At 35.3% G+C, this 23676-nt stretch carries 23 protein-coding genes and 1 riboswitch; of the genes, 2 read left to right on the top strand and 21 right to left on the bottom strand.

Annotated features, from left to right (window positions below):
* Positions 1-14: 14 nt before the first annotated feature.
* The 13 genes from rpsA to LDM90_RS03605 all read right to left on the bottom strand — a co-directional run bounded on the left by rpsA (position 15) and on the right by LDM90_RS03605 (position 13940).
* The gene (gene rpsA, locus LDM90_RS03665) at positions 15-1220 is read right to left on the bottom strand and encodes a 30S ribosomal protein S1 (RefSeq protein ID WP_045928051.1); all 1206 of its coding nucleotides are present in this window, start codon (positions 1218-1220) and stop codon (positions 15-17) included.
* A gap of 72 nt (positions 1221-1292) precedes the next feature.
* The gene (gene cmk / locus LDM90_RS03660; RefSeq protein ID WP_223896600.1) at positions 1293-1967 is read right to left on the bottom strand and encodes a (d)CMP kinase; all 675 of its coding nucleotides are present in this window, start codon (positions 1965-1967) and stop codon (positions 1293-1295) included.
* 39 nt (positions 1968-2006) lie between these two features.
* Positions 2007-2498 carry a LysM peptidoglycan-binding domain-containing protein gene (locus LDM90_RS03655; RefSeq protein ID WP_223896601.1) on the bottom strand — a complete coding sequence of 164 codons (492 nt, stop codon included), beginning with the start codon at positions 2496-2498 and terminating at the stop codon, positions 2007-2009.
* A 104-nt stretch (positions 2499-2602) separates the two neighbouring features.
* The gene (locus tag LDM90_RS03650; RefSeq protein WP_223896639.1) at positions 2603-3289 is read right to left on the bottom strand and encodes an ECF transporter S component; all 687 of its coding nucleotides are present in this window, start codon (positions 3287-3289) and stop codon (positions 2603-2605) included.
* A gap of 82 nt (positions 3290-3371) precedes the next feature.
* Positions 3372-3486, bottom strand: a riboswitch (FMN riboswitch).
* Positions 3487-3515: 29 nt separating this feature from the next.
* Positions 3516-4235 (bottom strand): pseudouridine synthase, encoded by a 720-nt coding sequence (locus LDM90_RS03645; protein WP_198211779.1) that lies wholly within the window; start codon positions 4233-4235, stop codon positions 3516-3518.
* Positions 4235-4843 (bottom strand): SMC-Scp complex subunit ScpB, encoded by a 609-nt coding sequence (scpB, locus tag LDM90_RS03640; protein WP_198211778.1) that lies wholly within the window; start codon positions 4841-4843, stop codon positions 4235-4237. The genes LDM90_RS03645 and scpB overlap by 1 nt, the downstream gene beginning before the upstream one ends.
* Positions 4833-5570: a segregation and condensation protein A gene (locus tag LDM90_RS03635; protein WP_223896602.1), complete on the bottom strand. Its 738-nt coding sequence runs from the start codon at positions 5568-5570 to the stop codon at positions 4833-4835. The genes scpB and LDM90_RS03635 overlap by 11 nt, the downstream gene beginning before the upstream one ends.
* Positions 5567-5926 (bottom strand): hypothetical protein, encoded by a 360-nt coding sequence (locus LDM90_RS03630; RefSeq protein WP_034979255.1) that lies wholly within the window; start codon positions 5924-5926, stop codon positions 5567-5569. The genes LDM90_RS03635 and LDM90_RS03630 overlap by 4 nt, the downstream gene beginning before the upstream one ends.
* A 9-nt stretch (positions 5927-5935) precedes the next feature.
* Positions 5936-6835 (bottom strand): site-specific tyrosine recombinase XerD, encoded by a 900-nt coding sequence (gene xerD / locus LDM90_RS03625; RefSeq protein WP_223896603.1) that lies wholly within the window; start codon positions 6833-6835, stop codon positions 5936-5938.
* Positions 6828-7715: a CvfB family protein gene (locus LDM90_RS03620; protein ID WP_223896604.1), complete on the bottom strand. Its 888-nt coding sequence runs from the start codon at positions 7713-7715 to the stop codon at positions 6828-6830. The genes xerD and LDM90_RS03620 overlap by 8 nt, the downstream gene beginning before the upstream one ends.
* Before the next feature lie 161 nt (positions 7716-7876).
* Positions 7877-9646 carry a pyruvate kinase gene (pyk, locus tag LDM90_RS03615; protein ID WP_034979262.1) on the bottom strand — a complete coding sequence of 590 codons (1770 nt, stop codon included), beginning with the start codon at positions 9644-9646 and terminating at the stop codon, positions 7877-7879.
* A 29-nt stretch (positions 9647-9675) separates the two neighbouring features.
* Positions 9676-10635 (bottom strand): 6-phosphofructokinase, encoded by a 960-nt coding sequence (gene pfkA / locus LDM90_RS03610; protein ID WP_034979264.1) that lies wholly within the window; start codon positions 10633-10635, stop codon positions 9676-9678.
* A gap of 164 nt (positions 10636-10799) precedes the next feature.
* Positions 10800-13940, bottom strand: a complete 3141-nt coding sequence (locus tag LDM90_RS03605) for a DNA polymerase III subunit alpha (protein ID WP_223896605.1) — start codon at positions 13938-13940, stop codon at positions 10800-10802.
* Between the two features lie 106 nt (positions 13941-14046).
* On the opposite strand from LDM90_RS03605, the gene LDM90_RS03600 reads away from it, so the two are divergent.
* Complete coding sequence (locus LDM90_RS03600) at positions 14047-14253, top strand: YjzD family protein (protein WP_198179312.1); 207 nt, start codon at positions 14047-14049, stop codon at positions 14251-14253.
* Between the two features lie 39 nt (positions 14254-14292).
* Here the strand turns inward: LDM90_RS03600 and LDM90_RS03595 are convergent, their stop codons facing one another.
* The 8 genes from LDM90_RS03595 to uvrC form a co-directional block, all read right to left on the bottom strand.
* Positions 14293-15840 (bottom strand): bifunctional metallophosphatase/5'-nucleotidase, encoded by a 1548-nt coding sequence (locus tag LDM90_RS03595; RefSeq protein ID WP_223896606.1) that lies wholly within the window; start codon positions 15838-15840, stop codon positions 14293-14295.
* Between the two features lie 80 nt (positions 15841-15920).
* Positions 15921-16112: a 50S ribosomal protein L32 gene (gene rpmF / locus LDM90_RS03590; RefSeq protein ID WP_034979275.1), complete on the bottom strand. Its 192-nt coding sequence runs from the start codon at positions 16110-16112 to the stop codon at positions 15921-15923.
* A gap of 109 nt (positions 16113-16221) precedes the next feature.
* A complete protein-coding gene (locus LDM90_RS03585) occupies positions 16222-16443 on the bottom strand; it encodes a lipopolysaccharide assembly protein LapA domain-containing protein (RefSeq protein ID WP_034979276.1) in 222 nt (73 codons plus the stop codon).
* 8 nt (positions 16444-16451) lie between these two features.
* The gene (locus tag LDM90_RS03580; RefSeq protein ID WP_198211771.1) at positions 16452-17246 is read right to left on the bottom strand and encodes an SDR family NAD(P)-dependent oxidoreductase; all 795 of its coding nucleotides are present in this window, start codon (positions 17244-17246) and stop codon (positions 16452-16454) included.
* Complete coding sequence (gene rnz / locus LDM90_RS03575; protein WP_187154752.1) at positions 17239-18180, bottom strand: ribonuclease Z; 942 nt, start codon at positions 18178-18180, stop codon at positions 17239-17241. Before rnz ends, LDM90_RS03580 begins: the two co-directional genes overlap by 8 nt.
* 11 nt (positions 18181-18191) lie before the next feature.
* On the bottom strand, positions 18192-20111 hold the full coding sequence (locus tag LDM90_RS03570; RefSeq protein WP_223896607.1) for an acyltransferase family protein: 1920 nt from the start codon (positions 20109-20111) through the stop codon (positions 18192-18194).
* 21 nt (positions 20112-20132) lie between these two features.
* Positions 20133-21437, bottom strand: a complete 1305-nt coding sequence (gene obgE, locus LDM90_RS03565; RefSeq protein WP_198211769.1) for a GTPase ObgE — start codon at positions 21435-21437, stop codon at positions 20133-20135.
* An 85-nt stretch (positions 21438-21522) separates the two neighbouring features.
* The gene (uvrC, locus tag LDM90_RS03560) at positions 21523-23325 is read right to left on the bottom strand and encodes an excinuclease ABC subunit UvrC (RefSeq protein WP_198211768.1); all 1803 of its coding nucleotides are present in this window, start codon (positions 23323-23325) and stop codon (positions 21523-21525) included.
* Positions 23326-23536: 211 nt separating this feature from the next.
* Between uvrC and LDM90_RS09415 the strand changes: the two genes are divergently transcribed.
* Positions 23537-23665, top strand: coding sequence for an SPJ_0845 family protein (locus LDM90_RS09415; RefSeq protein WP_255534797.1), 129 nt, complete (start codon positions 23537-23539; stop codon positions 23663-23665).
* The last annotated feature ends 11 nt before the right edge of the window (positions 23666-23676 follow it).

Here is a 23676-nt window from a genome sequence, read left to right as displayed (position 1 = left end):
CTTTTTTATTAAATTTAATGACGATCCTTTAATTGATCACCAATGATGTCACCTAAAGCAAAGCCACTGTCATCATTATTCATATACTTCTTGTTAACTGAATTGTGATTGTAAGAATTATGTGAGCGATTTCCCTCGCCATCAGAGTTCTTAGGTTCAGCAGCTTTCATAGAAAGTGAAATGCGACGTTCATTAGGGTCAATATTTAAAACTTTTACTTTAACTTTTTGACCAACTTTTAAAACATCACTAGGCTTGTCTACGTGTTTATATGATATTTCTGAAACATGAACTAAACCTTGAATACCATCAGCAACTTCAACAAAAGCTCCGAAGTTAGTTAAAGACTTAACTTCACCTTCAAATACATCGCCTTCGTGTAAGTCAGCTGTAGCTTGTTCGAATGGAGAAGGTTCAGTTTGCTTAATTGAAAGGGAGATGCGATGTCTATCATCATCAATACCAATTACTTTAACTTTTACATCTTGACCTGCCTTTAAAACATCGCTTGGCTTGTCAACATGTTTATATGAAATCTCGGATATATGAACTAAACCGTCCACACCGCCTACATCAACAAAAGCACCAAAGTTAGTCAGACGAGAAACCTTACCTTCAACAACGTCACCCACAACTAATTGTGATGCAACATTATCAAAAGCTTCTTCACGTTCTTCTTCAATTAAGTCTTTGTGAGAGAGAATCAAACGGTTCTTACTTGGATCAATCTCCGTAATCTTGAGTTTCATCGTTTTACCAATAAATGGCTTAAGGTCTGAAACATAACGATTTGAAATCAATGAAGCAGGTAGAAATCCTCTTGTACCCACATCAACTAATAAACCGCCACGAACTGAAGAAGTTACTGTACCTTCAATTGTCTTGCCTTCTTCAAAGTCCTTTTGCAATTCATCGTAAGCTTCTCTTTCCTTTAAGCGAGTAACTGAGAAGAAAAATTCACCATTTTCTTTGTCACCGCCGGCTTTTCTTAAAACTAAAGCTTTAAGCTTATCTCCAGGCTTAACTGCCTCACGTAGGTCAACGTTGCGATCCGAAGTGTATTCACGACGAGGAATTACACCTTCAATACCGGCATTTTCAACACCAACATCGATTTGACCTTCTTCAACGTCTAATACTTCAACATCTACAATATCTCCGACCTCAACTCCTTGCATTTGCTTTAATGCATCTAAAAATTGATTACTGTTTTCTGACATTATTTACCTCCCAATATCATACTCTAATTTTAAATGAAAGTTTGATATTTTTCTACTGTTTTATACCCTTTTTTATAGTTTTTTTTGACTTTTTTTAATTTCTGATAAAATTACATTTACGACTTGATCAACACTCATAGAAGTAGTGTCTATTTCAATAGCATCTTGGGCTTTTTTTAATGGTGAAATTTTTCGGTGTGAGTCTTTGTAATCTCTCTCTGAAATGTCGTGCTCAATTTCTTCAAGAGACTGATTAGTTTTAATTCCTCTTTCTTTAAAATCTATCATTCTTCTTTCAGCGCGAGAGTGAACTGAAGCGACCAAAAATATTTTTACTGCAGCGTTGGGCAAAACAGTAGTTCCAATATCACGTCCATCCATCACAACGTTCATTTCGCCGGCCATTTGCCTTTGCAGACTGACCATTTTTTCCCTGATTCCGGCTAATGCCGAAACTTGAGAAACATTGGCAGAAATATCAGGAGTACGTATTTCTTGAGTAATATCTTTATTACCGGCATATATTTTTTGCTGACCATTTTTAAATTTAAATTCAATTTTTTCATGGTCAATGGCAGTTAAAATACCTTTTTCATTGCCGTAATCAATGTTATTTTCTCGTGCAATCCAAGTCGAAGCCCGATACATTGCCCCCGTATCAATATATGTAAAATTAAGCTTATGGGCGATAATTTTTGCTACAGTACTTTTTCCAGCTGAAGCTGGACCATCAATTGCTATTTGCATTCCAATAAAAAAGGGACTTAAGTCCCTGTCCTTTCTAAATTATCTAATTCGTAAAGTTTGTCCTGTATCCACCTGGCTATTGGGATCAAGTTGATTCAACTCTGCCAATTGGCCAACTGAAATGTTAAAATGGCTGGCAATACTAGTTAAGGAATCCCCTTCTTGTACGACATATTGTTTAATCACAACATGTTTCTTTTTAGGCTTTTTTGGAGTTTTTTTAGATGATTTTGTCTTTGGTTTAGCCTTGGCTTTGGTTTCTTTACTTTTTACAGGCTGAACCGTAGCCTTTTTATTAGTATCTTTTTTCTTAGTATCTTCTTTTTTGGCAGCTTTACGTACTTCAACTGCTTTTTCATTTGAACCATTGTTTGATGCCAAATTATGAACCACAGGAACAAGACCGATAAGAATAACTACAATCAGAATTATCAAAGCAATCCAGCCTTTTGATACGGAAGAATAAGTTTCTACTCTCGACTTTTTTGGACGCTTATAATGCTGATATGGCCCTTTTGAGTTATTATTCATCTGAAAAACCTCCTTACCTAACCTGTTTAATTTTAGCATATTTAACATTTAAGTGGACAAAAAAATCGGTCATTTACTAGACCGATTTACAATATTTTTAAGATTTAATTTTTAAGATTAAAATTTTTCCTTACAAAAGGTTTAAAAGTTCTCAGTACAGTTTCAAATAGTAAATAAACTACGACACCGTTGATTGTTCCTTTTAACAAGTTAAATGGAACTATAATGCCAAAAATGTATGCACTCATTGATGGAATATGTAGCAGTTTACCCAAGTAAACCTTTTCAGTAAAAGAAAGTAAACCAGAATATCCATGTATTGTCGGTAAATTAGGTACAGTAGTTACTGCATAAAAAGGCGTTAAAACCAATGCATTCAGTACAGAAAGTACAAATGCCATAGCTATAATACCGAGAACAATACCTAAAATTGGTTTTAAATATTTTTTAGAAAAATTTTTCTCATCCTTGCTAATATTCTTTGTTAAATAATAAAATGGTAAAGCAAAAGATATTGAAGCTAAAAAAGCTGCTGACTGTCCTACCAAACTAGGTAAAGCAAAACCTTTATAAATTAAATTAATCAGCATTCTGACAAATGCAATAAAAATACCTGGTCCTGGTCCGAATAAAAATGTCCCAATTGTAATTACGACATCCGAGAAGTCAAACTTTAAGAAACTAGTTATCGGCAATGGTATTTCCAAAAGCATTAATACGTAGGCAATTGTACCAATTAAAGTATAAGCCAAAATATTAACTAAATTGTTTCTGCTTTTTTTCTGCAAAATTCTTACCTCCAAAAAAACTCGGTCTGTTGCTCCCAGCAACAGACCGAGTAAAAGTAAGCTTTAGATCTTGGCTTTTAGTTTAGTCTGTCTTCTTTCATCTAGACTCTAACTATCGGTATCTCAATAGATTCCACCACTTTCGTGGGTCGTGGACTTACACCACCGGTCGGGACTTACACCCTGCCATGAAGACAACAAACTTATTTATTAAATTTCACATACTATACTAATCTACGTTCTTTAATCTGTCAACTTCTTCATGAGATAATTCTCGGTATGTTCCTGAGATAAGAGAGTCAAGTGTAAGAAAAGCGTATTTTTCACGAGCTAATTTCTTCACTTGATGGTGAACTGCCTTGAACATTCTTTTTACTTGATGATATTGACCTTCATGAATTGTTAATTGCACTATTTGGTTGTTTTTCTTATGGTCGCTTCTAATGATCTTGACCTTTGCAGGGGCACAGCGATGTCGATCAATTTTGACTCCATGCTTCAGCTGACTGATTTCATCTGGGGTGAGGATTCCAGAAATCTTGGCAACATAAACCTTGGCTACATTGTTTCGCGGATGCATCAATAAATTGGCCAGTTCACCATCATTAGTCATTAAAAGCAAACCAGAAGTATCATAGTCTAGTCTGCCGATTGGATATAGGCGATAAGGCAAATCTTTAAAATAATCGACAACTGTTTTTCTCCCCTTATCATCATTTGCAGTTGAGACCACTCCTCTAGGCTTGTAAAAGAGATAAGTATGCAAACTTTCTCTTTCAATGGGCTCACCATCAACCGTAATATTACTAAAAGTATCCACTTTAGTACCAAGTTTAGTTACTACATTGCCATCAACAGTGACTCGACCTTCAGAAATCATTTTTTCAGCCTTGCGCCGTGAGGCAATTCCTGCCTCAGCAATTACCTTTTGCAACCGTTCTAAAACCATTATTTTGCTCCTTTTTGAGTTTTTGCAATATTTTTATCTGCTTGACCTTTAGCTGCAAACAAATCTATTTCGCCTTCACTATTGATGCTATCATCTTCGAAATCTTCTATTAATGGTAAATCAGCCAGACTTTGGTACCCAAAGTATTGCAAAAAATATTCACTCGTTACGTATAAATTAGGATGACCCGGAGCATCTTTTTTACCATTAATTTTAACTAATCCACGCCAGATTAACGTTTGCAAAGCCCCAGATGAATTTACGCCTCTGATGTCATCTATTTCTACACGTGTAATTGGCTGCCGATAAGCAATAATAGATAGTATTTCCAACGCCGACTGACTTAAGCTCTTTGATAAATCTTTTTGAAAAAAATTTTCGATTGTTCTACTAACTTCTGGTCTAGTTGTCAATTTGTAAATATCATTGAGATGTTGTATTTGTAATCCTGAATCAGGATTTTTTTGTAGTTTTTCTTGCAAATTTTTGCTTAGTTCGCGCAATGCAGGTTTACCAACCTGCAAAAGTTCACATAAGTTGCTGCTTTCAATGCCATTATCGCCGGCAACATATAATAACGCTTCTAACTGCGCCATTTTACTTATCATTACTACCAACTCTTTCCAAGTTCAGGTCACCAAACATCCTCTTTTGTTTTACCCGAATTTCCTGTTTTTTACAAAGTTCAAGCAGTGCTAGGAACAAACCAATAACATCAGATAAAGTTTTCATTTTTTGACAACAGTCAAAAAAGCTTAACTGCTTGTTTCGCGCCAATTCCTCTTGCAAGAAAGTACTCATCTCTTTGACGGAAGTTTCCTTTACTTCAACTGAAACAATATCTGGCTGTCTGATTTTCAGTCTTTGTAAAATAATAATAAAAGTATTAGCTAATTCAGTAGAAGTAATTTGTCCTTTTGGCAAAGGCTGAATTTTTTTGCTTTCTGGTGCGCTCTCCTCTTTAGCCGCAGTAATCGGGACTTCTTCATTACGCTTTTTGAAGTATGCTGAAACTTTTTTAAAAACCGAATAAGTGATAAGCTGCTGCACTAATTCATCCCTTGGATCTTCCTGTTCATCATTTTCTTCAGTAAAATCATTTTGCGGAAGAAGAGACTGAGACTTAATTCGCAAAAGCATCGATGACATAACAAAATATTCTCCTGCAATTTTTAAATTAAGTTTTTGCATTTGGTGCAAATAAGCTAGATATTGGCTTGTAATTTGAGCTATTGGAATGTCATAAATGTCAATTTTTTGCACTTTTATTAAATGTAACAGCAGATCCAAAGGGCCTTCAAAGTTAGGCAGTTCAAGGGTAAGATTATCGCTCATTTTTCTTTATCCTTTTTTAAATACTTAATTAAATAAATATATTCAGGAACAGCCGTAATGACTTTGCTGGGATTATTTTGTGCCAGCTCTTGAACTGCTTTAGCTTCGTACTTAGCTTTACGATAATCAGGAGCAAAAGAAATATAACGAATGATTACAAAATGTTTACTTGATTGTGTACCTACCACCCCTATAAAATTAGGAGCCTTTGAACGATAGAGATATAAGCAAAACTCGGCACTACTTTTATTTAATTGAATTTCATCCTTGAGATTAGCCAGATTTTTAAAATCAGAGAGATAAGATAATAAGCCCATAGCTACCTTTTCTTTATCATTTTTACATTCAATTAGCATTTAATCACCTTATGTTCGAGGATGCGTTTTTTCATAAACTTGTAAAATATGTTTCTGGGACAAATTTGTATAAATTTGAGTTGTACTAATATCTGAATGTCCCAAAATTTCTTGGACAACACGTAAATCTGCCCCATTTTCCAATAAATGTGTTGCAAAAGTATGTCTTAAAGTATGTGGAGTAACATTTTTTTGAATACCAGCCATTTTACAATAATGCTTAATAATTTGCCAAACGGCTTGTCTTGTTAAAGAACCTCCCCTGCTATTAAGAAAAATAAAATCAGTGTTTTTGCCAATTTTTAATATTAATGGATCACGAACTTTTTCCTTATAGCTGTCTATCCAACTTAAAGCTACTTCGCTAATTGGAATTAATCGCTCTTTTGATCCCTTGCCAAAAACTTTGACCAGTTTCAGTTCTTCATGCAAATCAGTAAACTTGAGATTAATTAATTCGCTTACTCTAATTCCAGTTGCATACAAAGTTTCAAGTAAGGCTCTATCACGCAAACCTAATTTCTTTTTTGTATCAGGTTGCTCAAGCAAATTATTAACTTCATTAACTGTCAAAGCGACTGGCAAAGTACGACGCTTTTTAGGTGAATCTATTTCAAGCATTGGATTGAGCTTTTGAATATTCTGTCTTACCAGCCACTGGTAGAACTTACGCAAACTAGTAATTAAGCGGCTAATAGAACTTGTGGCCTTTTTTTGATCGCGTTGTTCTGCCAAAAAAGCATCGATGTCAACAGCTTGAGTAGGCCAGGAAGTTAAATTTTCCTTTTGGAGAAAACATATAAATGAAGTTAGATCCTGTCTGTATGCTGTAATTGTGTTATTACTCAGGCCACGTTCAACCTGACTATATCTTAAATAATCTTCAACTTGTTCTGATAAATTAGTCATTTTGGGCATCTTCTGGATCTTTTAATAATGAGATGGAACCAGCATTTTTGTCTTCTTTTATATATTTAGCTTTAAGCAAGTGTCCTAAAGCTCTCTTAAAGGCCGATTTGGAGATACCAAAATAATTTTTTATTTCCTGTGCGTCAGATTTATCGTAAAAAGGCAAAGTCTTATCTTTCTTTCTACGCAAACTCATTAAAATCATTTGTGCATCTTCATCAATTTCCTCAAAAGCTCGTGGCAAAGTACTCAGATTCAAGCGACCATATTGGCTGATACCAACCACCCTGCCTCTGAATTGTTCTCCCAAACGCAAAGGACGTGCCATTTGTGATGGATGAACGAAGCCTAAATAATACTCCTTGGTGATTATAAATGCACCTACTTCACGAGCAGAATATACAGTACCAAAAATATCTTTATTCTTCATATCACCAGGAAAATGAGCTGCCAACTGTTCAAAAATATTTTCATCCGCCAATTTTGCCCAAATACGATTTTTTTCATCTGTTTCAAGATGAACCAAAAGCTGATCTTCAGGTTGGGGCCAACGCTCTCTGTCATAAGGTAAGTCATCCATTGAAATTACGACATCTTTATCTGGCAAGCCAATATCGACAAAGACACCTAGGTTATATTTAACTTCGGTAACTTTGCTCCAGCCATATTGGTCTTGTTGAACAAAGGGTAAAAATTGCGTCATTTCACGATTATGTTGCTTATCATCATATAAGAATCCCTTGATTTGATCTCCGAGCTGTGGCTTTTCCTCCTGTGTAATTTCTTTTCTTTTCAGTTCATAAGTAATACCGTCAATTTGAACAAAAAAAGATTCTTCGTTTTGGTCTATTATTTTTCCAGTTGCAATTGTGCCAAGCATGATTTTTCTCCTAAATCTAGAATGGGATCTGATAACAAGTATATCATTTTAAAAGATTAAATTGACATTAGTCAATCTAAATTTACTACTGATTTCTCTAAATTCTAAACCAAACAAAAATAGCCAGTATTAAGCACTGGCTATTTTAATTCTTGCTTTAATTAAAGATTTGAAACTTCGCCTTGATAAATAGCACCACGACGAGCATCAACAGTAATAGTAATACCACTGCCAATCTTTTCAGTTGCATCAGTAACTCCAACTACAACTGGAATTCCTAATGACAAACCAACAACAGCCGCGTGTGAAGTTAAGCCCGAGGCTTCAACAACTAAACCTGATGCCTTCTTAATTGCCGGCATGTAATCAGGATCAGTTGTCTTAGCAACTAAAATGTCGCCTTCTTTGGCTTTGCTAATAGCTTCTTCGGCACTATTAACAACAACTGTCTTACCGACAACAGAACCATTGCCAACACCAAGTCCCTGAGCCAATTTGCTACCGATGATCTGTAGTTTCATTAAGTTAGTTGTACCTGAATCACCAACAGGAACACCAGCAACGATAATGACCAAATCGCCGTCTTTAACATAACCTTGTTCTTTAGCAACTCTAGCTGCTACATCAAACATATCATCAGTAGAAGCTGGTTTATCAGTCAGCATGGGCTGAACACCCCAAGAAATACCAAGTGAATGTTGGATCTTTTCATCAAAAGTTAATGCCAAGATGTTTGCGTTTGGACGGTACTTAGAAATCATTCTAGCAGTATAACCAGAATTAGTAGCCGTAATAATAGTCTTAACTCCTAATTCTTGGGCTGTCCGTACAACAGATTCGCCAATAGCTTCAGTAACATTCGAGCCCTTATATTCTTCAAATCTTTGAAGAGCTAGAGTATTGCGCTTAAGAAGCTCTTGTTCAGTTCTTTCATCAATTTCGGCCATAGCAGAAACAGCTTTAACTGGGTACAAACCATTAGCTGATTCACCAGAAAGCATAGTTGCATCAGTACCATCGAGAACTGCATTAGCAACATCGGAAACTTCAGCACGAGTTGGGCGAGGATTTTCTTGCATTGAGTCAAGCATTTGAGTAGCAGTAATAACAGGCTTACCAAGTGCGTTTGCCCTCTTGATTAAATCTTTTTGAACAAATGGCACATCAATAAACGGAATTTCGACACCCATGTCACCACGGGCTACCATTAAACCATCTGAAACTTGTAAGATTTCATCTGCATTATCAATACCTTCTTGTGATTCAATCTTAGGATAAATCTTAACATAATCACAGCCAGCATCTTCACAAAGCTTACGAATATCAAGAATGTCTTGCGCCTTACGTGCAAACGAAGCAAAGATAAAGTTAATGCCATGGGCTAAACCAAACTTGATGTCATCAGTGTCTTTTTCAGTAATTCCTGGGAGGCGAATTTCGACACCGGGTGCATTAACACCCTTCTTAGAACCGATAACACCTGTATTTTGAGCTTCACAAACTAATTCTTTCTTTTCTTCGTCTTTTTCTTTAATTAATAAGTCAACTAAACCATCATCAATTAAAACGTGACCACCAACGTGAGTATCACCATAAAGACCTTCGTAAGTAACGTGAATCATGTCCTTGTTACCAGGCTTAGAATCATCCATCGACACACGAATTTGATCTCCAGTATTAATGGTAAATTTGCCACCTTCTTGATCAGTGGTTCTAATCTCAGCACCTTTGGTATCCAATGCAATACCAAGTACTAAGCCAGTTTCTTTTTCAACTTGACGAACCATTTTCATCCGTGAAAGATGCTCAGCATGGTCACCATGTGAAAAGTTGAAACGAAATACATTTACGCCTGACTTGGCCAAAGCTGTAATAGTTTCAATATCATTTGAAGCTGGCCCTAAGGTACTAACAATTTTAGTTTTCTTCATTATTTAAAAATCTCCCCAAAATCGACTAATTATTTAGTCATTTCTTCATTAATATCAATTAACGATTCTTCACTGGCATGCTTTTCATCAAAAAGATCAAGAATATCATGGGTTTCTAATTGTCCATTCTCCATGCCGACAGCTAAACCGCCTTTACCATCAAGAAGTAACTTAACCGCATAATTTCCCATTTTTGTAGCATTAATCCTATCAGTAACCGTTGGCGCGCCACCGCGCTGCATGTGACCAATTACATTAGCCCTGCAATCGAATTCTCCGTATTTTAGAAGTTCTGTTCTAAAATCAGCGGCATCCATGACACCTTCAGCCAATATGATAATACCATTATCTTTGCCATCTTTAAAACCGCGCTTTAATCTTTCAGCAATTGCTTTAATGTCATAACTTCTTTCTGGAACAACAATTGCATCAGCACCACTTGCCAAACCAACACGCATAGCAATGTCGCCACAATTACGACCCATAACATTAACGACAAAAACACGATGATGACTGCTGGCAGTATCACGAATTCTATCAATGGCTTGCATTGCCGTATTGCAGGCAGTGTCAAGTCCGATAGTATAATCAGTGTATGGAATATCATTATCAATTGTTCCTGGCAAACCAATAGAGTTAATCCCTAAACGAGTCAATGCCAGTGCACCATGATAAGAACCATCACCGCCTATAACAATTACAGTATCAATATCATGCTTTTTTAATTGCTCAACCCCTTTTTCTTGCACTTCTTTTTGTGCAAACTCAGGGTAACGGGCACTATAAAGAAAAGTACCGCCCATGTTGATCATATGATCAACATTTTCAGCAGTCAAAGTAACAAAGTCACCTGCTACAAGCCCGGCATAACCATAACGAATACCAACAACGCCAAGTCCGTGATGAATAGCAGTTTTTGTAACAGCCCTAACAGCTGCATTCATGCCAGGAGCATCGCCACCGCTCGTTAAAATTCCAATTCGCTTCATGAATTCACCTCATCAAGATTTATTGTGTAATTTCTCACATCCACTAAATTTTAACATTCTTTCACGAAAAAATCTCACAAAAAATGATTAAAGTTCTTGATTTGACAGTCTTTTTCGATGTTAGCGTTAACATCAGCAATTTGTTCACGCTTACTCAAAAAACTCTACTCTTTTAAATTTACAACTTTTAAATTAGTTAAAATATATTGTTTTTTACTTGAGTCGAAACGATCATTCTGAACTTTAACGCCTAATAAATAAATATTACCCTCCTTTAAATTCGATTGAATTTTATCATAAACATGAGGAAAAATTACAATATCCTGCTTACTGGTTGTGTCAGCAAAACTGCCAAAAGCCATTGTTTGACCCTTTTTGGTCCTCACAAGTTTTAATGACATCAGTTTGCCAACAGCTATTCCACCGTCATGAATTTGAAACTCATTTAATGGTTTAGCATTAAACTTCTGAGCATATTTTTGAACTGTAATTAATGGAGAAGTGAGTGTAGAAAAACCTAAAGTTTTTTCTTCCATCAAAGCCAATTCTTGTTTGTTAGGTTCTTTAGCGGGCTTAATAGGAACGCCACCTAGCCCTTCTGACAAAGCGAGATTTTCCCCCGTCAATTTAACATTTTCAATTATTTCAGGACAATTCTGTAACAATTCGTTCCGGTTTTTGTTAAGTTGGTCAAAACAACCAGATTTGATTAAAGATTCAACCACATTTGTAATGCTATTAGCTTTAATAAATTTGACATCAATCTGACGTAAAAAATTGCTAAGAGAATCAAAAGATTTCGCTTGACGCTTTGCAATTATTTCTTTAAGAAAATCTATTCTAACCCCTTTAATTGCACGTAATCCAACTAAAATACGCCCATCAATTACCTGATAAGCTAAATCACTTTTGTTAATGTCAGGTGGCAAAATTTTTACGCCATCCTCTTGAGCGCGCATTATATATTCATTCGCCTTATTTTGATTGCCAATATTAGAATTAAGCATAGAGGCATAAAATTCAGCTGGATAATGAACTTGTAAGTATGCGAGCCAAAATGCGATCATCGTATAAGCAACAGCATGTGAACGGTTGAAACCATAATTGGCGAATTGCTCAATATAGTCATATACACGGGTCGCAACCTGAACAGTCTTACCGTTTTTTACTGCACCGTTGATAAATTTAGATTTTTCCTGTTCAATAACCTTTTGATCTTTTTTTGACATTGCCCTGCGTAAAATGTCGGCTTCTCCTAAAGAAAAGCCAGCAAGAACACGGGCAGTTTGCATAACTTGTTCTTGGTAAACCAAAACACCATATGTTGAAGACAAAATTGGTTTTAAGCTGGGATCAGGGTATGTGACTTTTTGGGTGCCTTTTTTGCGTGCAATAAAAGTTTTGATATTCTGCATTGGACCTGGACGATAAAGTGCGTTGACTGCTACCAAATCTTCAAAATTATCTGGATGCAATTCACGCAGAACATTGCGAATTCCACCTGATTCAAATTGAAAGACGAGTTCTGTCTCACCCTTTTGAAAAATACTTAAAGTAGCAGGATCATTTAGAGGGATCTGATTAACATCGATCTTTTTTCCTTGCTCGCGGATCATTTTCTCCGTATCACCAAGAATAGTCAAATTTCTTAAGCCCAAAAAATCTATTTTTAATAATCCCAGTGATTCTACATATTTTTTGGTTTGCTGAGTTATCGGTATTCCCAATTGTCCTGATTGCAAGCCGGCAATGGCGGCAATAGAATTATCGCTAAGAACTAAACCGGCAGCATGGATTGAATAGTGGCGTGGCAGGCCTTCTAATCCACTTGCCGTTTCATAAAGCAACTTGTTCATGTCATTTGCATTCACCAACGTTTGCATTTTTTTGGATTCTTTATAAGCCTGAGCCAGACTTATTTTGCCTTTTGCGAAAGGCACGCTTTTAGACCACTCACTTAATTGCATTTCTTGAAGACCAAATACTCTGCCAGTATCTCGCAAAACCTGCTTAGCTGCCAAAGTCCCAAACGTGAGAATCTGAGCAGCATGATCCATGCCGTATTTATTAAACATATATTTTATGACATCATCACGACGATTATCTGGTATATCCAAATCAATATCTGGCATTTCGTGTCTGGCAGGATTTAAAAAACGCTCAAATAGCAAGTTATATTTAATTGGATCAACCTCTGTGATATTTAAAGAATAGGAAACTAACGAGCCACAAGCTGATCCTCTGCCTGGACCCATCGCAATTCCAACTCGATGGCAGTAGTTTACAACATCCCAAACAATCAAAAAGTAATCGTTAAAGCCCATTTGATCTATTACTTGTAATTCATAATTTAGCTGTTTTTGATAATCAGCGGGAACTTTACGTTGACCAAAACGATTTTGTAAACCCTTTTTAGCCAAAAATTGCAGAAAATCCTTGGAAGTTGAATATTGATCCTGTTTATATTTCGGCAAAACTGGAGTTTGAAATATAATTTTAGCATTGCAGACAGAGGCGATTTTTTCTGTGTTTTCTAAAGCTTCATCTAAACCTAATTTATGATAGCGTTCGCTCAATTCCTCAATAGCAGGCAAATAATGTGAGCCAGATTGTTTAGCTAAATCTGTGATATCTTGCAAAACTTCACCTTTTTTTATAGCTTGTAAAGTTTTACGTAAAAACTGATCGCGAGGTTTTAAATAACAGGTATCCTCAACGCTAACTAGTGGTAAATCAAACTGTTTTGATAGCGCTCTGACATATTGTATGTAATTTTTTTGTCTTTCACTGCCATAAACTCCGATATATAAGGAACTAGATTTAGGTATTATGCTAATTAAATGACGCAAAAAATCTGTTCCTAAACTTTCATTCTGCATCTGCAAGTTTAATAACTCACTATGCAAATTTGCCGGTATAATAAATATCAAATCATTTAAATCCTTGGTCAAATCCGCAATAGTTAAAATTTTTTGCTTATTACCGTTGTCTGTCAAAAGGTTAATTCTACTTGATAAACGCAAGATATTTCGATAACCCTCATCAGTCTTTGCTAAAGCGATAAGATCATATTGGTGAGCACTGTCAATTAATCCATTTAGCCTTAATTGCATCCCTAAAAGTGGTTTAATCCCAACTTTTTGGGCCACTTCAAAAAAATTAACTAATCCATAGGTCACGTTAATATCAGTTAAGCTTACAGCTTCATATCCTAATTCCTTTGCAGTAGTCAGCAAATCTTTAATTTTTATCGGACTATCTAAAAGGGTAAAAGAGCTAAGGTTTTGCAATGCAGCGTATTTCATATTCAGTTCACCTTCCATATAAATAAGTATACCAAAAAGCCGTCTTTTGGATTGAAAACGCGCATAATATTTGTTAAAATTCAAAGGTATGAAAGAAGGAAACGCTATGGGTCGTTATATCGTAACTATTTGCTGGAGCGTTGTTTACATGTTAATTGTAGGTTTTATTGCCGCTCCTCTAACCCAACATGTTTTTAATCTAAGTGAAGCTGCTGTTGTTGGTTTGATTTTTGGTCTGTTATTTGCAGCCATTATCCCCACAATCACGGCACATTCTCATAAAGACAAAAGTAAGTATTCTAAACTTAAGTAAATAAAAAAGTCATTAGCTCTCACCTAATGACTTTTTTATTTACTTAAAACTATAATTGTGTGACAAATTAATCTTTGGATGATTTTTAGTCAAAAATTCTTTGAACATTTCCACATAATCTTTATCCAGAATTTTTTCAATCTTATTAATATTGTAATCAGGGTAGAAGCCACCGCCCATAGCACGATAATTATTAACGGCCAAACGATACTTTTTTTGCTCTAAAATTGGTTGCCCGTTTAATTCAAACTTAGTTAAGCGACTCCCAACAGGTCTCAGAACATCCGCTTCATAATTAAGCGGGTAAAAAACATCAAAATTAAAAAGCTGATTGCGATACTGAGGGTCAAACATAATTTTGCCCCTTTTATCCTTAATTAAAAATTTTAGTGGATATTCGACAATATTGCGTAGTTCTTTCCCGGTTACTTTAACTATACATAATTGATTAGCAAAAGGATAATTTAGCAAAATATCACGCATTGAAACATTTTTATTAAATCCTTGAGCTGTTTCACTCATCAAAGCTGTTGCTGAGACATCAGCCTTTGTAAAATATAATTGCATATCCTGCAATAAATTAATAAACGGTGAACCCTTAATCCTAGCTTCATCAGCATTTAAAATAAGAGCAGGTTCATCTAAATAAGCAATTGGCTGGTCAAGCCATTTTTGTGCCTTCTGTTCCAGTGACAAACTGGAAGCATTAATTTCACAATCAGATTCATAGTTTTGAGAGTCAATCAATTCAGTAGACATTGCTTTTATTTCCTTGCTTCGCTGGTCGATATCCAACACTATTTTACCAACAGATTCTCCACGATAACCTGGTTGTACAATGGCAGTTTTATGGTCTACGATATTTAGTCTTCGATGCTGATGCCCTGTCAGCATTACATCAATATCAGGAATTTCCTGTAAAATACGATATCCTTCATTTTCTCCTGTTTGTGGCTCCTTGCGTGTTCCTGTGTGAAGATCTGCTTCAAAACCGCCATGATAAAGCACAGCCAGGACATCGACTTTAGGCCTTAAAAAAGCTGTTATTTGCTTAACCTGCTCAAAAGCAGATTTAAATTTTAACCCTGCAACGTGGTCTGCTGGCTCCCAAAACGGTACCCGCTGTGTAGTAATACCAATAATTCCCACCTTTATACCGTTTTTATTGATAATGATATAATCTTGTCCAAAGGCCGGCAGATCATTTTTTTCAGCCAATATATTGCTATTTAAAAAAGTAGCTTTACTATAAGCTAAATATTTTTTTAAATAGCCTAATCCAAAATTAAAGTCATGATTGCCTAAACATCTGACATCGTACCCGATGAGATTATAGCAATCTGCAAATGCTTTTAAATTGGCATCACTATTCGACTCATGTACATAAGCCGCTAAAGGCGAGCCTTGAAGACAGTCACCTGAATCAGTCACAATTACATTTTCAGCACCATATTTATTTCGCTGCTGCTTTATTATGCTGCTCAGTCTGCTTAATCCAAAAGGAGCAGCATAACTATTTTTTTCTTGATAGTCCGTGGGAACAATAAAGCCATGAATATCACTTGAATGCAAGAATACGAGTTTCATTTCACCTTTTCCTCTTCCTAGACGGGGAATTGCCTAATTTTTAGAATAAAAAAAGACACCTGTTTTTTGGTGTCTTTTAATTATTGATTGTCATTTGAGTTAGTTTGACTAACAACTTGACGACCCTTGTAATATCCTTTAGGTGAAACGCGGTGGCTTAAGCGATATTCACCAGTGGTTGCATCATAATGCATTGCTGGTACAGTTAACTTAATATGACCACGACGTGAACGTTTCTTTTGCTTAGAAGTATGTCTTTTAGGAACTGCCATTTAACTGATCTCCTTTTTTGTAGAATTACGATTTTAGGTTACTTAAAAGTACCCAAAATACTTCACGTTTGTTAATGATACTATTGTATCCCAAATAAATCAAGCTATATTAGTTATTCTTGTCTTGATTATGACCATAAGAACCCCAAAAATAACCAATTAGAACTCCGATAATTATCATCAATACTAAAATAATGATCAAAGGCAATTTGAACTGAAATAAGCCAAAATTAATGGCGACATTATTCGTATTTAAAACAACGAAAATTACAGCCAGTAAGGTTAAAATCAATGTAAAGATGAGCTTAATCTGTTTTGTTTTACTTTTCATACTCTGCACTACTTTCTTGAGGCAAACTTCAGCGATAATTCATCACCTATCGTTGGGAACAGGTTATATAATTTAGCCAAAATTGCTAAACTAACTGGTAAATTGAGCTCACGTTTATTACTACCAAAGAAATGAACCACTTGCCAGGCAACATCATCCGGATCCAGGACAAATTTTTGTACGCTTTCAGCATAATGCCCACTCTTATCAGCAATATTAAAGAAATTTGTATAAACCGGTCCGGGATTAACCGTCATGACCTTAACTCCAAATGGTTTTAGTTCCAAACGCAAAACATTCGAAAATTGAATAACAGCTGCTTTTGATGCACTATATGCAGCTGACTTTACAGTAGGAACTTTACCTGCTATTGAACCAATATTAATAATTTGTCCGGATTTTTGTTCCATCATTAGTCGACCAACTAAGCGGCTAAAATACATTAATCCTAAAACATTAACTTGAAACATGGCTGTAACTTCACGACGGTTTGACTCTACAAAATTTTCAAATTTGCCAAAGCCTGCGCAATTAACTAAATAGTCAACATGCTTAGTTAAATTAATAATTTTAGTAAAAGCAGCATCTATCTGGTCGCTTTGACTCATGTCAGTCACTATAGTATAAGAGTCAGCTCCTGACAACTCATGTGCTTCAGAAGCTACCTTTTCCAGCTTTGCCTTATTTCTGGCAATTAAAATAACTGTTGCTCCTCTGCCAGCACTTTCCAATGCGATAGAATGGCCTATCCCACTTGAAGCTCCTGTTATTACAACCACTTTATTTCTAAGAGAATCACTCATCTTTTTCTCCTTTCATCGGAATTACAATTCGGTCAAAATCATTAGCTAATCTTGTATTTGCAAATATCTTTTGTGCCTGATTTTCCAGCTTTTTGGCTTTAGCTCCTAAATATCTAGCAGAAATATGATTTAAATATAAACGTTTAACATTATTATCACGTGCAACCTTCGCGGCTTCAACTGCCGTAGAATGGTAATATGAATGAGCTAAATCTGCCTCATTACCGGCAAAAGTAGATTCATGCACCAAAACATCCGCATTCTGTGCTAGTTGTGCTATTGCAGGAGTAGCACGTGTATCATAAATAATAGTAATAATTCTACCTTTTTTGTTAGGGCCCAAAAAATCATTTCCATCTAATATAGTACCATTATCTAGAACAATTTTTTCACCATTTTTAAGTTTACCAAGTAAAGGCCCATTAGGTACATTATATTGCGCTAATTTATCCATTAAAAGTTCTCCCGGACGATCATCTTCAACCACTCGATAGCCAAAACTAGGTACTCGATGGGCTAATTTTTCTGCATATACTCTAAAACCATTCTGTTGAAAAATTAATCCTCCATTTTCTAAAACAACAAACTTAATAGGATAGCTAATTTTTGTACGTGAAATTTTTAAAGCTGTTCTAACAAATTGCTCTAGACCTGCAGGTCCATAAATGGTAATGGGACCAACATCTCCTTGAAATGATCTTGTTGCCAGCAATCCAGGCAAGCCGAAAATATGATCACCATGATTGTGGGAAATGAATATTTTTGTGACTTTACGCAATCTAATATTTGTTCGTAAAATTTGATGCTGTGTGGCTTCTCCCACATCAAATAACCAAATTTCATTAATTTCATCAAGCATTTTCAAAGCGATGCTTGATACATTACGTTTCTTTGAGGGTTGCCCTGCTCCAGTTCCTAAAAATTGTAACTCCATACTCTACCTATCTAATACTTAGCATTTTCAACTATTTCTTTAACAATTAAAGCACTGTAGTGCTTTGATCCTATTGGTGTTGGATGCGTTTTATCTTCATAAAACCAATTTGGATGATTCTTTGCATATGAATACCAATTAATCACCATAAAATTATGATATTTTTTCGCTGCCTCATTTAATAAATTATTAACATCATTTTGCCAAGGCTTCGCCGGTACATATGTGTTTATCCAAAATACCTGTCTTTTATGTCCTAACTGCTTCATTAAATCATCTATATCAGACATTTTAAATGGACCATTAGTACCCAAACCTATTAATACATTCTTTCCTAAAACATTCTCATTCTGATAATGTTTTAATAAATCGAACGAAACATTTAGTTGACGTGAAATAGCCGCATCAATCACAGCCTTAGGCAACAAATCTTTCAAATCATTGCTAGAGCCAGCCATAACTGAATCACCGATAGCAGTCAAATCAATTTTACGTGCTAATTGAATTTCAATTTGTGAGATACCAAATTTCTCAAAAGATTTTTTTATTGGATGTTTCTTTGCTGCTTGTTTAGCTTCTTTTATAAGTTTAGCCTTTTTTTGTTCTCTGGGACTAATTTTTTGGTATTCCTTGATTAAAGCATTATTGTCTTTTCTTTGTTGTTTGCGATTTGCTCTAATTCTGCGAGCCAATTGACTTTGATTGAAATTTTGGGCTTGTGCAGCAGGAGAAATTAAAATTGCAATGCTACCAGTTAAAAAAATCAAGCCTATAAGAATAGCCCACACTTTTTGAAAATAATTTTTTGATTTCTTATCGCGAAGTTGTTGCAAATATTTTTTTGCTTTTTGTAAAGATATTTTTCCAAATGGTTGTTCTACAACTCTGTATGCAAGCTCACTTGAAATGACTATCAAAATTAGTTCAATAAAGCGATAAAGCAAAACATGATCTGCCATATTGGAAACTTTATCTTCAAAAAAAATCATTATAGGAAACTGATAAAGATAAATTTCATAACTTCTTGAGCCAATCCAATTAAAAATAGGGTTGGTTAACCATTTATTCCAGTGACTCCCTGGATGAGCAGTTACACCAACCAGTATCGTTGTAAACAACGTGAACAAAAACATACCACCCAAATAGGTAAATGCTTTCTCTGCATTCATTATTGGCGAAAGAAATAAAATTATGATTCCACAAAAAGAAATCAGACCGAAAATATCTAATAAAAGGTAATAATTATGCTTGATATTTCTTTTCAACTTGTTCAATGGCCAAACCACAGCCAGTGCAGCCCCTAGGCCTAAAGAAAAAAATCTAGTGTCTGTGCCATAATAAATGCGATTGATATTAACATCGGTTTTAAACATTATTGCCATTTCAATTGCGGAAAGTATTGATAAAATTAGTAAAATGCTAAAAATATTTTTTCTCTTTTTGCCATATTTTACTAATAGGAAAATAACTAATGGCCACAGTATATAAAATTGCCCGTTAATTGACATTGTCCATAAATGGACAAATGGAGATTCGCTAGCGGCAAAACGTTCAAAGTAGCTCTGCCCATTTAAAATTTGCCAAAAATTATAGATATTAAGCAAGTTTGCCACAACTATTTGACTTAGTTTGGCAAGTAAATTCTGCTGAAATAAAACTATATACGCTGCAGAAATCCACAATACTGCAATTAATGGCGGATATATTTTTTTAATTCTACTCCAATAAAACTTTTTTGTATTATAAAACCCATTTTCATCATACGCCTTTAGTATTTGGCATGTAACCAGGTAACCTGACAAAACAAAAAAAATCGGTACGCCAAGATATCCGCCAACAAAAGTATTAGGATCGAAGTGATAAAGAATCACTCCAATTACTGCCAAAGCTCTAAGTCCAGAATATCCTGTGATATATCGATTTTTTGTCATGTTTCAAAACTTTTCTATTTATTATTGGACAAATTCAAAGTTGAATGAGCCAATTATTACATCATCGCCGTCAACGGCTCCTTTTTTACGTAGAGCATCATCCACTCCCAGATTCTTAAGCTTCCGAGCTAATCTCATAACACCATCCTGATAATCAAGATTGGTTCGCTCCACTAATCTTTCCAGGTTTTCACCTTTAATCTCAAAAACATGATCTTCTAGTTTGGTGATAGTAAAATCATTCTTTTGACTTGCCTGATATTTATACTCTTTTACTTTTTGAACAAGTTCAGGCTTCTGCAATGCTCGTTCTTTTTCTACTTGCTCTACTACGGTCGCAGTATCCTGCAACAATTGTTCAATTCCTTCATGTGTCACACTTGAAATAGCATAAACAGGCGCTTGGATTTTTTCCGTTTTCAAATCTTTCTTGAATTGTTTTAATTTTTCACTTGCACCAGAAATATCCATTTGAGTTGCGACAATTATTTCTTTTCTATCTTTTAGATTTTTATCATAAGTTAACAGTTCTTGACGAATTGTCTGGTAATCTCGAAGCGCATCTCGGCCATTAGCAGGATCCATCGCCACCAAGTGCAAAATCACCTTTGTTCTTTCAATATGACGTAAAAATTGTATACCAAGACCTACGCCATGACTTGCTCCCTCAATCAAACCAGGCAAATCAGCCATTGAAAAGTCACGACTATCGGGTAAAATAACCATACCCAAATTAGGCGTTAAAGTCGTAAAAGAATAAGCAGCTATTTTGGGTTTAGCTTTCGTGACAACTGATAATAATGTTGACTTGCCAACTGAAGGAAAACCCACAAGACCAACATCTGCCAAAACCTTTAGTTCTAGGCGCAATACTCGGTCTTCACCAGGTTCACCGTTTTCAGCAATTTCAGGTGCAGTATTAACACTCGTTGCAAAGTGAATATTGCCTCGTCCACCTTTACCACCATGCGCTACAACCAATTCTTGTTTATTTTCAGTTAGATCACCAATTTCTTCATTGGTATCAAAGTCATATACAGTCGTTCCAACAGGAACTTTAAGATACAAATCCTTAGCTCCTCGACCATATTGAGATTTTATGCGACCATCTTCACCATTTTCTGCCTTGAACTTACGGCGGTACCGAAAGTCCATTAATGTTCTCAAACCGCTATCAGCGACAAATATAATACTACCGCCACGACCACCATCGCCACCAGCGGGGCCACCATTTGGGACATATTTTTCATGGCGGAAAGCGACCATGCCGTCTCCGCCTTTACCAGCTTGAACTTCAATCTTAGTTTGATCGACAAATGTGGGCATATAAATTCTCCTTCCGTCTTTCTTAACCTTATTACTATACCACTATACCACAAAAAGTTTAGACTATTGTGGTAAAAATTGATATTTACAAAGTCAACTTAACTGTCTGGGCTTGGGGCAATGTTAAGCCAGCAGAACGTAATTCATCAATTGAGGCCTCTTTAATTTTTTTCAAAGAACCAAATTTTCGTAAAAGCTTATTTCTGCTTTTTGGTCCGATCCCTTTAATTGAATCGAGTTTGCTCGATAAAGCATTTTTAGCATGAGTTCTTCTATGGAAAGTGATTGCAAAGCGGTGTACTTCATCTTGAATTCGTGTCATTAAATAGAAACCTTGAGATTTTGGATTCAAGGGTATTAATTTCAAAGGCACTCCATTAATTGGATCTCCATATAAAAGGTGGTTGGTTCTGTGTTTGTTATCCTTGACCATACCAGCTACTGGAATATTAAGGTTCAGCTCATTGCGTAAAATATCTTCACAAGCATCTACCTGAATTTGACCACCATCCATCAAAATTAGATCTGGCATTGGTTTATGTTCCTTAAGTAGTCTGCTATATCTTCTGCGAACAACTTCACGAGTATTACGAACCTCATCGCCACCATTTTGATGCTCAACTTCACCCTTTAATTTATATTTACGATAAGAGTTTTTATCTGGTTCACCATCTTTAAAAACGACTAAAGCTGAAACCGGATCAGCTCCTTGAATATGAGAATGGTCAAAACTTTCAATAACATGACCATAAGGCAAACCTAAGGAATCAAAAATTTCTTTCTGTGCACCCTTTGTTTTTCTATTTCCTAATTCTAATAAGCGAAACTTCTCATCAAGTTTGAGCTTTGCATTGTCTTTTGCCATATTTAATAAAGAGCGTTTTTGACCTCTTTTTGGCGTTCTCACAGGCACATGCAAGACTTCACTCAGTGCCTCATTGTCAATTTTGGCAGGTATTAAAACTTCTTTTGGCAGTATTCTATTCTTTTGCCCATAAAATTGAACAATAAAGGACGCAAACGTATCTTCTGGATCGTTAGTGTCTGTCAGTGGATACATTCTAGTCTCACTTCTAAGCAGCTTTGCTTGCCGTAAAAAGAAAATTTGAATAGCTATCCATGATTTATCAACATAAAAATTAAATATGTCACGCTGAGTATTGTCATTTGAAATAATTTTTTGCTTTTCAACGGTTTCTTCAATGTAATTAAGCTGATCACGAATTTCAGCTGCTCGCTCAAACTCAAGATTTTCAGATGCAGCTGCCATTTTTTCGTTAAGATCTTTCTTTACCCAACCTATATCACCGTTTAAAAAGCTCTTAATCTTTTTTATTTGAGCTTCATAGACTGACTTAGGGACCGTTTTAAAACATGCTCCCAAGCATTGTCCCATATGATAATACAAACAAGGCCTGCCCTGCTTGCCATGGCAACGTCTTAAAGGAAAAACTTTTTGAATAAACTTAAGCGTAGCCTGTGCAGCATAAACATTAGGATAAGGTCCAAAATAATAACCACCATCTTTTCTAATAATACTGGTTAATTTGGTTTGTGGATCACGTTCATTAGTAATTTCAATATATGGATAGCCCGTTCCTTGTTTTAACTGCACATTGTAATATGGCTGATATTTTTTAATAAGTGTAACTTCAAGCAAAAATGCTTCTTTATCAGTTGAAACGGTGATGATATCATAATCTCGAATATCTTCAACTAATTCCGCTCTTCTGCCAACTTGAGTACTTTTGAAATAGGAACGTACTCGACTCCTGAGATTTTTCGACTTGCCAACATAAATAACCTTGCCGTTTACATCTTTCATTAAGTAACAGCCAGGCTTAGCTGGTAAAAGTTTTAATTTATTTTCAATCAGCTGAGTTGCCAAAAAATCACTCCCCAAATTCGCTATCATATTTTAACATACAATTCATAGTTTTAAATTTGCTTTTGCTTAGTTATCACTTGATTATTAGAAACTTAAAATTTAAAAATATTAGCTTTACATAATTATATTTATTTAAAGCTAACAAATTATTGTATTTTCTGGCTTGAAGTCTTATTTTTTATTATAATAAAATCAGAAAGGAAAAATTATTATGGGGTTAACTTTTAAAAAACAAGACGAGTTAGAAAAACTATTTGATAAATTTGCTACTGTACCTGATGACAAAAAGAAAAAATTGGCTAAAAACAAGGATAAAATAGTTAAAGACAAAGACAATTAAAAATGGTTCTC

The organism is Lactobacillus huangpiensis, assembly GCF_019972815.1.
Classification (GTDB): Bacteria; Bacillota; Bacilli; order Lactobacillales; family Lactobacillaceae; genus Lactobacillus; species Lactobacillus huangpiensis.
This window is presented reverse-complemented; position numbering and strand designations above follow the sequence as displayed.

Coding starts and splice junctions, on each gene's coding strand:
- pyk (WP_034979262.1), bottom strand. CDS start 9,646: ATGAAGAAAACTAAAATTGTTAGTACCTTAGGGCCAGCTTCAAATGAT.
- obgE (WP_198211769.1), bottom strand. CDS start 21,437: ATGCCCACATTTGTCGATCAAACTAAGATTGAAGTTCAAGCTGGTAAA.
- LDM90_RS03635 (WP_223896602.1), bottom strand. CDS start 5,570: ATGAGCGATAATCTTACCCTTGAACTGCCTAACTTTGAAGGCCCTTTG.
- LDM90_RS09415 (WP_255534797.1), top strand. CDS start 23,537: ATGGGGTTAACTTTTAAAAAACAAGACGAGTTAGAAAAACTATTTGAT.
- LDM90_RS03580 (WP_198211771.1), bottom strand. CDS start 17,246: ATGAGTGATTCTCTTAGAAATAAAGTGGTTGTAATAACAGGAGCTTCA.
- rnz (WP_187154752.1), bottom strand. CDS start 18,180: ATGGAGTTACAATTTTTAGGAACTGGAGCAGGGCAACCCTCAAAGAAA.
- cmk (WP_223896600.1), bottom strand. CDS start 1,967: ATGCAAATAGCAATTGATGGTCCAGCTTCAGCTGGAAAAAGTACTGTA.
- xerD (WP_223896603.1), bottom strand. CDS start 6,835: ATGACTAATTTATCAGAACAAGTTGAAGATTATTTAAGATATAGTCAG.
- LDM90_RS03605 (WP_223896605.1), bottom strand. CDS start 13,940: ATGAAATACGCTGCATTGCAAAACCTTAGCTCTTTTACCCTTTTAGAT.
- LDM90_RS03585 (WP_034979276.1), bottom strand. CDS start 16,443: ATGAAAAGTAAAACAAAACAGATTAAGCTCATCTTTACATTGATTTTA.
- rpsA (WP_045928051.1), bottom strand. CDS start 1,220: ATGTCAGAAAACAGTAATCAATTTTTAGATGCATTAAAGCAAATGCAA.
- LDM90_RS03630 (WP_034979255.1), bottom strand. CDS start 5,926: ATGCTAATTGAATGTAAAAATGATAAAGAAAAGGTAGCTATGGGCTTA.
- LDM90_RS03645 (WP_198211779.1), bottom strand. CDS start 4,235: ATGGTTTTAGAACGGTTGCAAAAGGTAATTGCTGAGGCAGGAATTGCC.
- LDM90_RS03655 (WP_223896601.1), bottom strand. CDS start 2,498: ATGAATAATAACTCAAAAGGGCCATATCAGCATTATAAGCGTCCAAAA.
- LDM90_RS03620 (WP_223896604.1), bottom strand. CDS start 7,715: ATGCTTGGCACAATTGCAACTGGAAAAATAATAGACCAAAACGAAGAA.
- rpmF (WP_034979275.1), bottom strand. CDS start 16,112: ATGGCAGTTCCTAAAAGACATACTTCTAAGCAAAAGAAACGTTCACGT.
- LDM90_RS03570 (WP_223896607.1), bottom strand. CDS start 20,111: ATGACAAAAAATCGATATATCACAGGATATTCTGGACTTAGAGCTTTG.
- pfkA (WP_034979264.1), bottom strand. CDS start 10,635: ATGAAGCGAATTGGAATTTTAACGAGCGGTGGCGATGCTCCTGGCATG.
- LDM90_RS03600 (WP_198179312.1), top strand. CDS start 14,047: ATGGGTCGTTATATCGTAACTATTTGCTGGAGCGTTGTTTACATGTTA.
- scpB (WP_198211778.1), bottom strand. CDS start 4,843: ATGATAAGTAAAATGGCGCAGTTAGAAGCGTTATTATATGTTGCCGGC.
- LDM90_RS03595 (WP_223896606.1), bottom strand. CDS start 15,840: ATGAAACTCGTATTCTTGCATTCAAGTGATATTCATGGCTTTATTGTT.